The following is a 14532-nucleotide window of genomic DNA, read 5'->3' on the forward strand; positions in this document are numbered from 1 at the left end:
CAACGAGGTGAGAATCATGCATGGCGTCCACGCGTCGCTCGTGACCCCGTTCAGCCACTCCGGCGAGATCGACACCAAGTCGCTCGATCGCCTCGCCCGGCACTGCCTGGAGCAGGGCGCGGCCGGGCTGGTCGTGCTCGGCACCACCGGCGAGGCCGCCCTGCTGACCGCCGCCGAGCAGCGGGCGGTCCTGGAGACCTGCCGTGCGGTGTCCATCGAGCATGGCACCCCGCTGATCGTCGGCGCCGGGACCATGGGCACCGAGCCCTCGATCGAGCAGGCACGCGAACGCGCCTGCCTGGCCGACGCGCTGCTCGTGGTGGTCCCCTACTACCTGCGGCCGTCCGACCAGGGCGTGCTGGACCACTTCGCCGCCATCGGCGCCGCCGTGGACGTGCCGCTGATCCCGTACAACATCCCGTACCGCACCGGGAAGCATCTCCCGGCCGGCACCCTGCTCCGCCTGCTCGCCCTCGACTGCGTCGCCGGGATCAAGCACTGCGCCGGCACGATCGACGCGGACACGCTGCGGCTCCTCGCCGCCCGGACCGGCAAGGCGGTCCTTGCCGGGGACGACGCGTACGTCTACCCGATGCTGCAACTGGGCGGCGCAGGCGGGATCACCGCGTCGGCCTGCCTTGCGCCTGCCGCGTACGCCGCGATGGCCGAGGCCGTCCGCGACGGCAACCACGCCCGCGCCCTGGCCCTGCACAACGCCCTGTTGCCGCTCACGGACGCCCTCTTCAGCGAGCCCTCGCCCGCGGTCCTCAAAGCCGCGCTGGCCGACCGGGGCATCATCGACTCACCCTCGGTCCGGGCTCCGCTCCACGCGCCCGGTCCCGAACCTGTAGCCACCGCCCTGTCGGCCTTGGCCGGGCTGAGATCCCTGGTCTCCTGACCGTCGTCTCCTGACCGTCCCCGGGCGAGCGCTACTCCGCCGACCTGGCCTCCGCCGCCGCGCGCGCGGCATGCGGCAAGGCGTCGGTGATGCGCTCCAAAGCCGCCTCGTCATGCGCGGCCGACAGGAACCACACCTCGTACGAGGACGGCGGCAGGTAGACGCCGCGGTCGAGTGCCTCGTGGAAGAACGCTGCGTAGGCCTTGGAGTCCTGGCGCTGCGCGGCTGCGAAGTCCCCGACCACCTCGTCCGTGAAGAAGATCGAGAAGAGGTTGCCCGCGGTCTGGAGGCGATGCGGGACGCCCTCCTTGGCCAGTGCGGCCGACGCCGCCTCGGCCACCAGCGCGGCCGACCGGTCGATCGTCTCGTACACCTCGTCCGTCGCGTTCCGCAGCGTGGCCAGGCCCGCAGCGGTGGCGAGCGGGTTACCCGACAGCGTGCCCGCCTGGTAGACCGGCCCGGCCGGGGCCAGGTGATCCATGATGTCGGCGCGGCCTCCGAAGGCCGCGGCGGGCAGCCCGCCGCCCATGACCTTGCCGAACGTGACGAGATCGCCGGGCACGCCCTCGATCCCGTACCAGCCCGATCGCGAGGCACGGAAACCGGTGAGCACCTCATCGATGATCAGCAGCGCCCCGCTGCGCCGGCACTTCGCCTTGAGCAGCGCGTTGAAGTCCGGCAGCGGCGGGACGAGGCCCATGTTGCAGGGCACCGCCTCGGTGATCACACAGGCGATCTCGTTCCCGTACTCGGCGAACGCCTCCTCGACCGCGGCGACGTCGTTGTACGGCAGCACGATCGTGTCGGCCGTCGTGGCGCCGGTCACACCCGGGGTGTCGGGGAGCCCGAGCGTGGCGACGCCGGATCCGGCCGCGGCCAGCAGCGAGTCCACGTGCCCGTGGTAACACCCGGCGAACTTCACGATCTTGGTCCGGCCGGTGAATCCCCGTGCCAGCCGGATCGCCGACATCGTGGCCTCGGTACCCGAGTTGACCAGCCGGACCTTCTCGACCGGGGTCCGGGCCACGATCTCCTCGGCCAGCTCGACCTCGCCGGGAGTCGGGGCGCCGTAGGACGTGCCACGCCCGGCCGCCTGCTGGACCGCCTCGACGACGGCGGGGTGGGCGTGCCCGAGGATCATCGGGCCCCACGAGCAGATGAGATCGACGTACTCGTTTCCGTCGGCGTCCGTGAGGTAGGGACCCTTGGCCGACGTCATGAACCGCGGCGTCCCGCCCACCGCACGGAAGGCCCGTACCGGGGAGTTCACCCCTCCAGGGACCACCTCGTTCGCGCGCTCGAAAAGCCGTTTGGAGTCTTCGATGCCAGTCACGCGGCCAGTCTCTCAGTTCCAGTTTGGCGACAGCCCTTGACCTCGCCCGTAACCGGCCGATATTCCACCAAGTACACCGGCGTCACGGGCTGATACCCGACGCCTCGTTCGTAGCGGCGCCGGCCGTATCGGAGGGATGGGCTCTCAACGTGGTTGACGGCTGGACTGTCCCGGGCTTCACGCACGTCCGGGACCTGGGGAGCGGCTCGTCCGGGCGGGTCGTGCTGGCCGTCGACGACCTGACCCAGACCAAGGTCGCGATCAAATATCTGGACCGGAAGCTCCGGAGCGATGACGCGTTCCTGGCTGATTTCCGGACGACGGCACAGCGGTTGTCCCAATTGGAGGACCCCAACGTCGTCGACTTCTATGACTTCGTGGAGGCCCCAGAGGGGGCCGCGGTCGTCATGGAACGCGTCGACGGGGTCAGCATGCGGTGGATGCTCGCCGCGCAGGGTCCGACCGGCCCGCTGGCCGCGCTGGCGCTGCTGGGCGGGATCCTGGCCGGGCTGGCCGCCGGGCACGACCGCGACGTCGTCCACGGCGCCGTGCGCCCCGGCAACGTCATCGTGGACGGCGCGGGCAACGGGCGGCTCACCGACTTCGGGCTCGCGCACGCCGGGTCGATCGCGCAGTCCGGACCGGCGTACGCGGCACCCGAGCTGTGGAACGGGGGGCCGGCGACCGTCGCCACGGACCTCTACGCGGCCGCGGCGATCTTCTTCGAGTGCCTGACCGGGCGGCCGCCGTTCAACGCCCGCAGCCAGTCGGGACTGGCCAAGGCCCACCGCGAGGCGGCCATCCCGGTGGAGGAGGTGCCCGGTCCGCTGCGCGACCTGATCGCGCGGAGCCTGGCGAAGGACCCGGCAGAACGGCCCCGGACCGCCGCCGACATGCTCGGCGCGGTCGAGGAGGCCGCGGTCGCCGCGTACGGCCTCTCGTGGGAGGCGCAGGGCCGGAGCCGGCTGACGGAGCTGGCCGCGCAGACCGCCGAGCGCCCCGAGCCGAAGCCGAAGCCGTCCCGGATCACGACGCCCCGCGGCCTCCCCATCTCGCCGCCCGTCCGTACGTCGCGGTCACGGCTGGTCGCCGCCCTGGTGGCGGGCGTGGTCATCATCGGCGGCGTGCTGGGCGCCGCGGTGGTCCACGCCAGCCAGGACGAGGATCCGCCGCGGCCCGATCCGTCCCCGGCCGGCAGCGGCTCGCCCGCCCCGACCACCCCGGGCACCACATCGGCCGCGGCCCTCGCCGACAGGGTCGGCAAGGCGACCGCCGAGACCCCGGGCGCCTCGTTCTCCTTCCGGCGCACGGGATGTTGCGGCGGCTCGGCGTGGGCTCAGGGCTCGTTCCAGATCGTCCAGGGCGCCGCGCCCTCGTACACGATGACCGTCACCGGCAGCACGAAGGCGCTGCGCAAGCGCACGCGGGCGGTGCTGGTGGGCGGTTCGGCGTACGTCCAGGCAGGGAAGCGGTGGCAGAACGCGTCGCTCGCCGGCGGCGGGCGCGGGTACGCGGCGCTCGCCGGTCAGGTGAGGGCGGGTTCGGCGGCCGGCAACGTGGTGGCGCTGCTGCAGGCCAGCACCAGCCTCAAGGAGGCAGGCGGGATCTATCGCGGCACCGTGCCGGTGAGCGCGCTGAGCCAGAACCCCGAGCTGACCCAGCTCGCCTCGGCCGTCAAGGCCAAGCAGGTGGCGTTCGCGCTGCGGCTGGACCAGACCGGGCTGCCGGTGCAGATCCGGATCAAGGTCGGGCAGGGCGGCCGTTCTCAGGTGCTGCAGACGTCCTACTCGAACTGGGGCAAGGTCGGCTCGATCAACGCCCCGCAGTGATCGCCCCGCGGTGATCGCCCGGCAGTGATCGCCCCGGAGTGATTACTGCCCGACGGCCTCACAACTGTCGGAGAGGACTTCAAGGAGCCGGAGCGGGTCGGGCAGCGGCCCGCCGTCCGGCGTCCTGATCCAGGCGATCTCACGGTCGTATGGGAGCACCGACGGCGGGGCGACCACATAGCTGTCACGGCAGTGCCAGCGCATGCCGGGCGTCTCGGCGATGCTCTCGGGCGAGCAGTCCAGATGGCACGACCACCACTCGTGCTCGTCGGCGGGGGCGCCACGGGTGGCCACGAAGAAGAGGTAACGGTCCTCGCCGATGGCCGCGACCGGGCCGACCTGCAGCCCGTCCCGGTCGATCCGCTGAAGGGCGGCTCTTCCGGCGGCGGCCGGTACGTCGAAGACGTCGAACACCCGCCCGGTGGGCAGGATGATGTTGGCCTGAGGGCGCTCCGACCACCAGCGCTTCACCACTTCGGGGTCGGTCGTGGCCTGGATCGCCCAGGCGGCCGACACGGGGTGCGCTCCAGGGTCGGGACACCCGATCCGGTCGCACGAACACGCTCTGTCACCGCCGACCGGGGGATGGGCGCCGAGACAGGTGGGCCACCCGAGCTCCGCGTATTCGAGCGCGGCCGCGACCATCCGGTTTCTTGCCTTGTGCCGTCTTCCGCCCGATACAGCCAGCATCATGCGCCCCCCTGTGGTCGAACGTTGCTCCCTTCCTAACGATGATGCAGGTAAGCGGAAGGGACGGACACGCCAACCCCCGTGAAACGACCCTAAGTGACTAGACGCACGTGATCACCAGCAAAGAATCACATCAGCAGCCGGTGACTTCGTGATCGCCTGACGTAAGCATGATCACAGCGCGCGTCTCTCGTCAGAAACCGAGAACGCCCGCCACGCACCGTGACGGACGCTCTCGGCGCTGAACACCCAGACTCAGCCCGTGTAGGGGCCGGTGTGCGAGCTCAGCTTGTCGTTCGCACTGCCCGTCTCGCTGCCCCACCAGTCGGACGAGGCCAGGTTGCTGTCCCAGGTGTTCCCATTGATGTAGTAGATGGAGCCATCCTGGTTGACGTAACGGTAGGCCAGGTAATCAGCCCAGTGCCTGTTGTTGTACGAGGAGATCGTGTTGTTGAGGGCGACAGTGCCACTGGCATAGTCGTAGTAGTCGTTCGTGTAGCGCTTGTCCTCTCCGGTGAAGGCGCGCGACCCACCGCTGTAGTCCTTGTTCCGGTAGTAGCAGACCTCCAGGTAGTCGAAGGCCGGGTCGCCGCACTTGTGGGAGGCGGAGGCCTGCGGGGCCAGCGCCACCATGGACCCGGCCACCGTCGCGCCGACCATGGCGATCTTGACGGCGCTGCCGCCGAGGGCTTTGCGATACGACCGCATGAGCACACTCCTGTTCTTCGATGTGGTGATCATCTGTGTTGCTCCTCTTCGGTCACCCGCCGGTCGAGGGGTGCCGGTCAGGAGTCTGTGGAGGTCGGCGGGGGTCACCGGCGCAAGGCCTCGATGGGTTCGATGCGGCTCGCCCGCCAGGCGGGGTAGAGGCCGGCGAGCAGGCCGGTGACCGCGCCGACGGCCGGGGCGGGCAGGACGGCGAGGGGTTCGAGGATCGGAGTCCAGTCCTTGCTGATCGCGACGCCCACCACGGCGGCGACGCCGAGGCTGGTGCCGACCAGCCCGCCGAGCAGGCCAAGGGCCGCGGACTCGGTGAGGAACTGCGCCGCGATGTGCCGGCCGCGGGCGCCGAGAGAACGGCGCAGCCCGATCTCGCCGGTGCGTTCGAGCACCGCGACCAGGGTGGTGTTGGCGATGCCCACGGCCCCGATGACCAGGCAGATCCCGGCCAGGGCGAGGAAGAGCGTGCCCAGGTCGGTGTCGACCTGCTCCTTGAGCTGCTTGGGATCCGGCGGCACCGTGACCTTGAAGCGTTCGGGCTGGTCCGGCCGGATCGCCAGGGCGGCCTGCCGGCCGATCAGCGGCGCCGCACCGAGCCGGGTCTCCACCAGCACCTTCGGCGGCTCCCCCTCCAGACCGCCGGGAACGCCCCAGAGGTCGGTGGCCGTCACCGAGGGCACCAGGACCGACAACAACGTGGCGGACTGCCGGTCGACCTCGTCGATGATCCCGATCACGGTCAGCGGGGTGGGCCCGATGAAGATCGCGGGCTGGCCGTCCAGCCGGGTGATGCCCAGCCGGGACGCCGCCGCACGGCCCAGCAGGCACACCCGTTGCCCGGTCCGCTCGTGGAAGGAGTCGAAGAGCCGTCCGGCACCGGCCCTGGCGTGCACGGCCTCCAGATATCCAGGGGACACCGCGGTCACCGTGAGCGGCTCACCCTGGCCCGCCGAGATCGACGGGGGACGCGCCGAGACGAGGGCGCCGGACTCGCTCCCCTCGGACTTGGGGATGGTCGGCCGCCAGAACACGCCGGCGGCCCGCACCCCGTTCAGCGCGGTGAGCCGCTGCTCGGTGTCGGAGGGGAACGCGAAGTCCGCCGTGGCGCGGTCTTCGGGCGCGTCCTCCACGGTGATCTCGGTGGCCGCCAGCGCGGTGAAACGTTGGGAGATCTGGCCGCTGGCGGTGGCGGTCAACCCGAGTACGGCGACGAACGCGGCCACGCCGAGCAGGGTCCCGAGGACGGTCAGGGCGGCCCGGGCCGGACGCGCCAGCATCGCCGCGGTGGCCTCCTCCAGCGCGTCCCGGGCCGCGAACCGTGTCTGTTCGACCGGCGCGGTCTTGCCCCGGCCTCTCATCGGACACACTCGGTCTGCACAACCCGAACGGCCTGCACATCCTGAACGGCATGCGCGTTCCGAACGGCCTGCACATCCCGGACCTGCACATCTTGGACGGCCTGCACTGCCTCTGCGGTCAGACCCGCCGGGTCGGTCTCCCGGAGCACGCCGTCGCGGATCACCACGGCACGCTCGCCGCGCGATGCCACGCCGGGGTCGTGGGTGACCACCAGGACCGTGAAGCCGTCCGCGTGCAGTTCGTCGATCAGGGCCAGCACGGTGTGCGCGGTGGTCGTGTCGAGGTTTCCGGTCGGCTCGTCGCACAGCAGCAGGCTGGGCCGGTTGACCAGGGCGCGGGCGATCGCGACCCGCTGGCGTTCCCCGCCCGACAGCCGCCCGGCCGGCGCGTGCGCGCGGTGCCCGAGGCCGACCCGTTCCAGCGTCTCCAGCGCGCGTGCGCGGCGTTCCTTGCGCCGGGCGCCGGTGTAGAGGAGGGACAACATCACGTTCTCCATCGAGCTGCGGTGCGGCAGCAGATGGAAGGACTGGAAGACGAACCCGATCCGGCGCCCGCGCAGGGCCGTCCGGTCCCGTTCGTTCAACGTGGCGGTGTCGATGCCGTCCAGCCGGTAGACGCCCTCGCTCGGCCGGTCCAGCAGTCCCGCGACGTTCAGGAACGTCGACTTTCCGGATCCGGAGGGGCCGACCACGGTCACGTACTCGCCGCGCCGGATCACCAGCTCGGCAGGCCGCAGCGCGGGTACCGGCGGCGGACCCGGGTACGTCCGGCCGACCCCGGCGAACTCGATGACCGGTTCCCGCGCGCTCACTTGCCGACCACCACGCGGTCGCCCTCGGCCAGGCCGTCCCCGCGCACCTCGACGAATCCGCCGCCCGTCGCGCCGGCGGTGACGGCGATCCGCTCCTGGGCGCCGCCCGGCGTGAGCTTGATCACCTGGGTGGACCCGTCCGCCGCGCCGTAGACCGCCGAGGCGGGCACGACCAGGACCGGCCCGTCGGTGGAAGCCGCTTCGATCGTCAGCCGCACGTCCTGACCGGCGAACCCCTCCGGCAGCTGGGACTTCCCGGCCACCCTGACCGCGTGCCCCGCGCCGGCGGTGCCGCCGTCGGCGGTGAACGCCCCGATGCTCCGCACGCGTCCCGGTGCGGACCGCCCGGACTCCTCCGAGAAGATCGTCACGTCCATGCCGGGCTTCACCAGCTTGCGGTCGGGCGCCGTCAGCGTGCCCCGGACCTCCAGCTCGCCCGTGGCCAGTTTGAGGATCGTGCCGGTCACCTGAGCGCCCAGGGTCGCCTTCACCTCGGTGGCCCGCGCGGGGAACCGCGGAACGTAGACCACCTCTCCAGCCTTCAAATACACGCTCGGCTTGCCCGCGGTTTGGGCGGCTGGGGGCTCGTAGCCACGGTCCTCGTACAGCTTGCGGACCGCCGCCTGTGTGGCCGAGCCGTAGATCCCTTTGGCGTCACCCACGGAGTAGCCAAGGCCGCGCAGCGCTCGCTGCAGTTGCTTCACGTCCGGCCCTTTGCCGCCTGGCCGGATGTCCCGGTACGCGGGAATGGCACCGGCCAGGACCATCATCGGGCGCCCCGAGACCTCGGCGACGACCTCGCCCGCCTTGATCCGCTGCCCCTTCTTCACCGTGGCCCTGGTGATCACGGACCTGCCCTCGGCCGACGCCGCGGGAGTCACCTCGATCGTCCGTCCCGGCGCCACGGTGCCACGAAGGATCACCGACTCCTTCAGCACACGGCGTTCCACCGGCGCGGAGATCACCGAGGCCCGCGGTGGACCGGCGTCCGCCGCCACCTGCTGCGGCGATTTGATCAGGGTCGAGGCGCCCAGGCTGGCGACCGACGCCACCACCGAGGCCGCCACGATGCTGAGCAGGAACCGTCGGCGGGAACGCAGCGGCCCGTCGTCAGAGGAGGACGACATCGACGGCCCGGCTCTCAGGGCGCCGCAGGGACGGCTTCATGGGTTTCCCTCTCGCTGGAGAAAGGTGACCGGGACCGGGCAGGTCCACCCGCGGACGCCTCAACGCGTTCAGCGGCGCGTCCGCGGGCGGTACCCACCGGGAGGTGGTGGCGGCCACTGGGTCGGGGGTTAGCGGCCAGCCACCTTGCGGGGTGTGCTACTAGGCAATCGGTGGCGCGGCCCGCCCTGCCACAATGGGCGGCATAACTTGAAGCCTCCTTAACATTTCGCCCCGGTGCGCGACCGGCTCGTCACCCAGCTGGTGTCATCGGAGGCCACACCTCATGAGGCGGAGCCGGCGGCCATCACTTTCGACTCCTGGTAGTACTTGGCCGCGCCGGGGTGCAGCGGCACGGGGAAGGTGACGAGAGCCGTGCGGTGGTCCAGGCGCCTGGCCTCGGCGTGCGCGGCGTTCAGGGTGGTCTTCGCTTCGAACAGCAGTGCGGTCAACGCCTGGGCTTCCGCCGCCGACATGTCCGCGCGTACGACCAGCACGTTGGCGATCCCGACGGTCGTGACCTCCCCGGCGAGCGAGTAGAGGTTCGCCGGGATGGAACGCGGCTGGTACACCTCGCCGTACCTGGCCTGCAACCCGCCGACCATCTGGCCCACGGGCAGGATGCGGATCTGGTGTCTGCGGGACAGCTCGGCCACCGCCGGCGTCGGCAGGCCGCCGGTGAAGAAGAAGGCGTCGATCTCGCCCCGGCCGAGCGCGGCGGCCGACGCGGACGCCGACAGGCGATGCCGGTCGATCTCCCGGTCGAGGTCGAGCCCTGCCGCCTCCATCACCCGCGCCGCCACGATCTCGGTGCCCGACCCGGCGGACCCGGTGGACACCCGCCGGTCGCGCAGGTCGGCGATCGCTTGGATGGGGCCGTCCGCGCTCACCACGATCTGCAGGTAGTCGTCGTAAAGCCCCGCCAGCGCGACGATCGGCAGGGCCTGGACGAAGGGCCCCTCGCCGCGCACCGCGAGCGCGGCCGAGTCCACCGTCGCGAAGCCCAGATGCGCCCTGCCGTCGGCGATCAACCGCAGGTTCTCCACCGAGGCCGCCGTGGTGAGGACGGCGGTGTCGGCGGCCCAGCGGCGCCGCGCGGCGCCGGCGAACGCCGTGCCCAGCGCGTGGTAGACACCGCCTTCGCCACCGGTGGCGATCACCAGGCGGCTCACCGGCGCGGACGAGGCGCCGCGGGCGAGACCGGCCAGCCCGGTGAGGATGAGCACGGCGAGCACCGCCGTGGCCTGCACTGATTTCATGATGGGGCCTCCTTGTCACAGGGGCTGGGGGATGCGGGCAGCCTGATCCTGGCGTTCACGCCGTGCGGCTCGGCCGGCAGCAGCTCAAGAGTGCCGCCGCACGCGGTCACCAGCGCCTGGGCGATGGTCACGCCGAGGCCCGAGCCGTCGAGGTTCTGGTCCCGTGGGTGCCGCCAGAACGGCTCGGCCGCCCGGCGCAGTTCGCCCGGCAGCATGCCCGGCCCGGTGTCGGCGACGTGCACGTCGACCCATCCGCCGGCCGGCTCCTTCACCTCGACGGTGACGGTGCTGCCCGCGCCGGAGAACTTGACGGCGTTGTCGATCAACGCGTCGAGCACCTGGTCCAGCGTGTCCGCTGCGGCCCGGCCCACGCTTATGGCCGCACCCGTCCGCACCACGCCGATCCCGGCGTCCTCCGCCACCGCCTGCCAGGCGGCCACCCGGGCGTCGGCGATGCCCCCCACGTCGATGTCGCTGACCTCGGCCGAGGTGGCCTCCGCGTGTGCGTAGGCCAGCAACGCGTCATAGAGGCGCGCCATCCGTTCGATCTCCTCGACCACCATCTGGTGGTCCTCCTGGCCCTCCGGAGTGGTCTCGGAGGCGAGGTTGTCCATGGACAGCCTGAGCCGTGCCAGCGGGGTGCGCAGCTGATGGCTCGCGTACGACACGAATGCCCGTTGCCGCTCGACGAGCACAGAGACCTGCTCCGCCATCGCGTTGAACGAGGTGGCCAGCCGCCGCAGCTCCGGCGGGCCGGACACGGTGCCGACCCGTTCGCCGAATCGCCCCTCGGTCAGTGCCTGCGCGGTGGCGTCGAGGCGGTGCACGGGCCGCAGCAACCAGCGGGTGAGGTAGGTCGCGGCGACCACTCCGATGATCAGGACCAGCAGGCCCTCCCCGAGCAACGCGGTCCAGCTTCGCACCGTGGCGCCGCGCAGCCGTTCCGTCGGCGACACCGTGAGCGCGGCGCCGATGATCTCACCGCCCCGGCCGACCGGCTCGACGACGATCAGCGGGTCGTCGCGCCAGGGCCAGACCACCCCGGCGCTGGCCGACCGGTTGCCGGAGAGCCCCTCATCGATCTTGGCGCGCACCGACGGGTCGCGCAGGTCCACGCCCGGCCCCGAGGCTATGACCGCCTCGCCGTCCCGGCCGACGATGAGGACGTCGATGGCGAACAGCTCCTCGTACCGGCTCAGCTCGGACCGGAGCGCGGACGTCTGCCCCGTGCGCAGCGCGGTCTCCGCGAGCGAGGCGAACCGGACCGTGTCGTTCACCCGGTCCAGGAACATCGTCTGGGTGTCCCTGGACGCGGCGGCCGTCGCCAGCGGCACGGTGAGCACGCCCAGGACGAGCACCAGCAGCGCCAGCAGGACGCCGAACAGCCGGAAGCGCATCAGAGGTCCTCGATGGGATGGTCTCCGGCTCCGTGGAGCAGCGCGCCGATGGGCACCAGCCGGTAGCCGACCCCGTGCACCGCCTCGACCCGGGCACCGGTGCGGATCTTCGTGCGCAGCGTCGACACGTGCACGTCGAGCGTCCGGGACGTGCCTTGCCAGGTGGTGCCCCACACCTCGCGGAGCAGCTGCTCACGCATGAGGACGACGCCCTGCTCGCGGATGAGGGCCGCCAGCAGGGAGAACTCTTTCGGTGTCAGCTTGACGCGGTCGCCGTCCACGCACGCCACGCGGGCGTCCAGGTCGACCTCCAGGCCGCCGACGGTGTGGACGCCGTTGGGCCTGGGCCGCACCCGACGCAGCACCGCGTCCATCCGCGCCTGGAGCTCGGCGACTCCGAACGGCTTGACCAGGTAGTCGTCGGCTCCGCAGCGCAGGCCGGTGACCCGGTCCCGTTCGGTGCCGCGCGCGGACAGGATGATGATCGCGACGTCGCCGCGCCGCCGCAGCCGGCGGCAGACCTCCAGCCCGTCGAGATCGGGCAGCCCGAGGTCCAGCAGGACCAGGTCGCAGGCCGGGCTGGCCAGTGCGGCTGCCGCGCTGTCCACGTACTCGACCTCGTGCCCGCACTGGTGCAGCGACTTGACCAGCGCGACCGCGAAGCGCCGGTCGTCCTCCACGAGCAGAATCCGCATCGCGACCAGATCCCCTCGTCGCCTCGGCCGGGTCAGTCCGCCGCGTTCCCGCTGAGCACCTTGGTGGCGTTGCGGACCATCGCCTCGTTGGCCTGCTTCACCTGGTTCAGCGAGTCCGCGTACATGTCGATCATCGTCTTCTGGTAGCCGAGCTGCAGCGCGTACATCAGCCCGCCGTACTTCACCTTGACGCGGCACCGGGCGTCGGTGACCGCGGTGGCGATCTCGGAGGCGGTGGGCGCGTCACTCACGGCCCACCGGCCGTCCCGCAGGATCGCGTCCACGCTCGCGTAGTTGTAGCCCGACTGCTTCATGCAGGCGCTCCACCCGGCGTCCGCCTGCTTGGTGCGCGGGTCGGCCAGCGCGAGGTCGAACGCGCCGTTCAGCATCGACTGCGGCAGGTAACCCGGAGCGGCCCGTGCCGACCGCATCGCCGGCGCAGCACCGGCAGGCGGCTTGTCCTCGTCGGCCCTCTTCATCCATGGCGGCAGTTTGACCTTCGCCGCACCGGCCTCGATCGAGTCCCGGCCGTGCCCGAAGCATCCGCCCTTGGGAACGTCCTGGCCGCCATGGGACTTCGCCGTACCCCTCAGCACGGCCTGCGCGGCGGGGCTCAGCTTCGGGGCCGCGGTCTCCTGCCCTTTATTGATCTGTGCCAGCCGTTCAGGGGTCGCGTGGTAGCCCCAGCGGGCGGCCTTGCTCTCGGCGAGGAACAGTGGCCTGAGGGCTTCCTTGACCGGCGAGAGGTCGCTGCCGCCACTGGCGTTCACCGGGTAGGAGAAGCCGAACCGCCGCATGCAGTCGGAGATGAGCATGTTCTGCGCCCGGGCGACCGTGCGGTTCTGATCGGGCGTCAGGAAGTACGCCTCCAGTGGGAGAGCGAGGCCGTCGGCCGACTGCGGGGTCGGCGTGGCGGTGATGGGGGGCGGCGAGAAGGTCGGCCGTGCCGACCTGGGCTCGTCCGTCCCACTCGAGCAACCGGCGGCGGCCAGGCCGAGGACCAGCGCCGCAGCCGACATCGCGAGCGAAGCGAGTGATGGCGGCGTAGCGAGCCGCAGGCCGCTCATGAGGTCCGACCTCATCGACTCTCCCTGAGATCGAAGCGATTCGATCACTTCGATCGCTTCGGACGAACACTAGATCGTTTACATCCGGATGCGATCGGTTCGCATGTCACGAATTGGTTCCAAGATGATCGTCACGGCGGCGGCATCGGCGCGGTCCAAGCCTGGCACGCAGGGGCGTTCACCTGCCGGTGAGCACCCCTGCCGAACCACGTGGGCAAGGTCAGCTGAGCTTGGGAGAACCCTTCAGGTCCCAGGTGAAGTCGCCCTTGCCATCATCGTTGTAGTCGTAAATGATCTTGCCGTCCCCGGTCCAGCCGCCCGCCTGGGACGTCCGGACGGGCAGTGGGTCGCACGTGTAGCTGCCCGACGAGCTGCCGTTGACGTCGGGGGTGATGGGGCAGTACGCGTAACCGCGCTCGGCGTCGTTGCGCTCCAGCCGAGCGGTGACGATGAAGTCGTCGAATTTCGCGCCGGCCCTTCCGGTCCAGGAGATCTCCACCCATCCCCGCTTCATGGTCCCGTCACTCTGCACGCAGGTGCGCGCCGTGACGAACGTGTTCGCACGGCCCGGAGGGGAGAAGGTCTTCTTCTGGTCGGCACCGCATTTGGAGGCGGCCGATGCCGGGGCCGCCGTCAGGACGAGCCCGCTCCCGGCCACCAGAGCGGCGGCGGAGACGGCCAGCACCGACTTGATCTTGATTGTGCGCATGGGTCGTTTCCTTCGCTGAGAGGGTTGGGGATCGCGGCCTTCTCAGCTCACCTTGGGCGACCCGTGCAGGGGCTTGGTGTAGTAGCCCCTGCCGTCGAGGTTGAAGTTGTAGGCGCCCTCACCGTCGGCGGTCCACCCGCCGCTGGTGGTGGAGTACAGCGTCGCGGTGGTGCACTTGATGTCCCCGACCACAGAGGCGTTCAGCTTGTCGGTGAAGTCGCAGTGCTTCGAGTTCTTGATGACGTCGTTGCGCTCAAGGGTGGCCAGGATGTCGAAGCCGTCCCACTTCGTGCCCCTGAAGTCATAGAACCACCGCACCCGGATCCAGGACTTGCGGTAGTTGCCATCCTTGTGGACGCACGGCTGCATGCCGACCCAGCTACGGCCGCCGTCGAGGTAGATGTACTGCTCGTCGGCACACTTGGTGGTGGCGGCCGAGGCCGGCGTCGCGAGTCCGGCGATCACCCCGGTCAGGGTCAGCGCCGGGACGGCGATGGCGATGGCGGCTCTGCGGGCTCTGGAGGACGTGGAACTTCTGCGCATGACCTGCGCTCCTTTGGTCGGGCCTCGTGGCACAGACTGCGGAGGAACCGTGTAGCCG

Annotated in this window: 14 protein-coding genes; 2 read left to right on the forward strand and 12 right to left on the reverse strand. The window is 71.0% G+C overall.

What is annotated here, in order from left to right:
* The first annotated feature begins 16 nt into the window (after window positions 1-16).
* Window positions 17-898, forward strand: coding sequence for a dihydrodipicolinate synthase family protein (locus tag ACH34W_RS43140; protein ID WP_395967010.1), 882 nt, complete (start codon window positions 17-19; stop codon window positions 896-898).
* A gap of 31 nt (window positions 899-929) precedes the next feature.
* Here the strand turns inward: ACH34W_RS43140 and hemL are convergent, their stop codons facing one another.
* Window positions 930-2231, reverse strand: a complete 1302-nt coding sequence (hemL, locus tag ACH34W_RS43145; protein ID WP_395967011.1) for a glutamate-1-semialdehyde 2,1-aminomutase — start codon at window positions 2229-2231, stop codon at window positions 930-932.
* A 149-nt stretch (window positions 2232-2380) separates the two neighbouring features.
* On the opposite strand from hemL, the gene ACH34W_RS43150 reads away from it, so the two are divergent.
* Complete coding sequence (locus tag ACH34W_RS43150) at window positions 2381-4060, forward strand: serine/threonine-protein kinase (protein ID WP_395967012.1); 1680 nt, start codon at window positions 2381-2383, stop codon at window positions 4058-4060.
* A 42-nt stretch (window positions 4061-4102) separates the two neighbouring features.
* On the opposite strand, the gene ACH34W_RS43155 is transcribed toward ACH34W_RS43150, so the two are convergent.
* The 11 genes from ACH34W_RS43155 to ACH34W_RS43205 form a co-directional block, all read right to left on the reverse strand.
* Complete coding sequence (locus tag ACH34W_RS43155; protein WP_395967100.1) at window positions 4103-4750, reverse strand: bifunctional DNA primase/polymerase; 648 nt, start codon at window positions 4748-4750, stop codon at window positions 4103-4105.
* Between the two features lie 255 nt (window positions 4751-5005).
* The gene (locus ACH34W_RS43160) at window positions 5006-5491 is read right to left on the reverse strand and encodes a hypothetical protein (protein WP_395967013.1); all 486 of its coding nucleotides are present in this window, start codon (window positions 5489-5491) and stop codon (window positions 5006-5008) included.
* Between the two features lie 71 nt (window positions 5492-5562).
* Window positions 5563-6828, reverse strand: coding sequence for an ABC transporter permease (locus tag ACH34W_RS43165; protein WP_395967014.1), 1266 nt, complete (start codon window positions 6826-6828; stop codon window positions 5563-5565).
* Entirely contained in the window at window positions 6825-7640 is an 816-nt protein-coding gene (locus ACH34W_RS43170) for an ABC transporter ATP-binding protein (RefSeq protein ID WP_395967015.1), read from the reverse strand. Before ACH34W_RS43170 ends, ACH34W_RS43165 begins: the two co-directional genes overlap by 4 nt.
* Window positions 7637-8767 carry an efflux RND transporter periplasmic adaptor subunit gene (locus tag ACH34W_RS43175; protein WP_395967016.1) on the reverse strand — a complete coding sequence of 377 codons (1131 nt, stop codon included), beginning with the start codon at window positions 8765-8767 and terminating at the stop codon, window positions 7637-7639. The genes ACH34W_RS43170 and ACH34W_RS43175 overlap by 4 nt, the downstream gene beginning before the upstream one ends.
* Before the next feature lie 321 nt (window positions 8768-9088).
* Entirely contained in the window at window positions 9089-10063 is a 975-nt protein-coding gene (locus ACH34W_RS43180) for a TAXI family TRAP transporter solute-binding subunit (protein ID WP_395967017.1), read from the reverse strand.
* Window positions 10060-11460, reverse strand: coding sequence for a sensor histidine kinase (locus ACH34W_RS43185; RefSeq protein ID WP_395967018.1), 1401 nt, complete (start codon window positions 11458-11460; stop codon window positions 10060-10062). The genes ACH34W_RS43180 and ACH34W_RS43185 overlap by 4 nt, the downstream gene beginning before the upstream one ends.
* Window positions 11460-12155, reverse strand: coding sequence for a response regulator transcription factor (locus ACH34W_RS43190; RefSeq protein ID WP_395967019.1), 696 nt, complete (start codon window positions 12153-12155; stop codon window positions 11460-11462). The genes ACH34W_RS43185 and ACH34W_RS43190 overlap by 1 nt, the downstream gene beginning before the upstream one ends.
* Window positions 12156-12187: 32 nt before the next feature.
* Complete coding sequence (locus tag ACH34W_RS43195; protein ID WP_395967020.1) at window positions 12188-13237, reverse strand: hypothetical protein; 1050 nt, start codon at window positions 13235-13237, stop codon at window positions 12188-12190.
* Window positions 13238-13442: 205 nt separating this feature from the next.
* Window positions 13443-13931, reverse strand: coding sequence for a hypothetical protein (locus tag ACH34W_RS43200; protein ID WP_395967021.1), 489 nt, complete (start codon window positions 13929-13931; stop codon window positions 13443-13445).
* Between the two features lie 42 nt (window positions 13932-13973).
* Window positions 13974-14474, reverse strand: a complete 501-nt coding sequence (locus ACH34W_RS43205) for a hypothetical protein (RefSeq protein WP_395967022.1) — start codon at window positions 14472-14474, stop codon at window positions 13974-13976.
* Between the last annotated feature and the right edge of the window lie 58 nt (window positions 14475-14532).

This window comes from Actinomadura sp. 6N118, assembly GCF_044326415.1.
GTDB lineage: Bacteria > Actinomycetota > Actinomycetes > Streptosporangiales > Streptosporangiaceae > Spirillospora.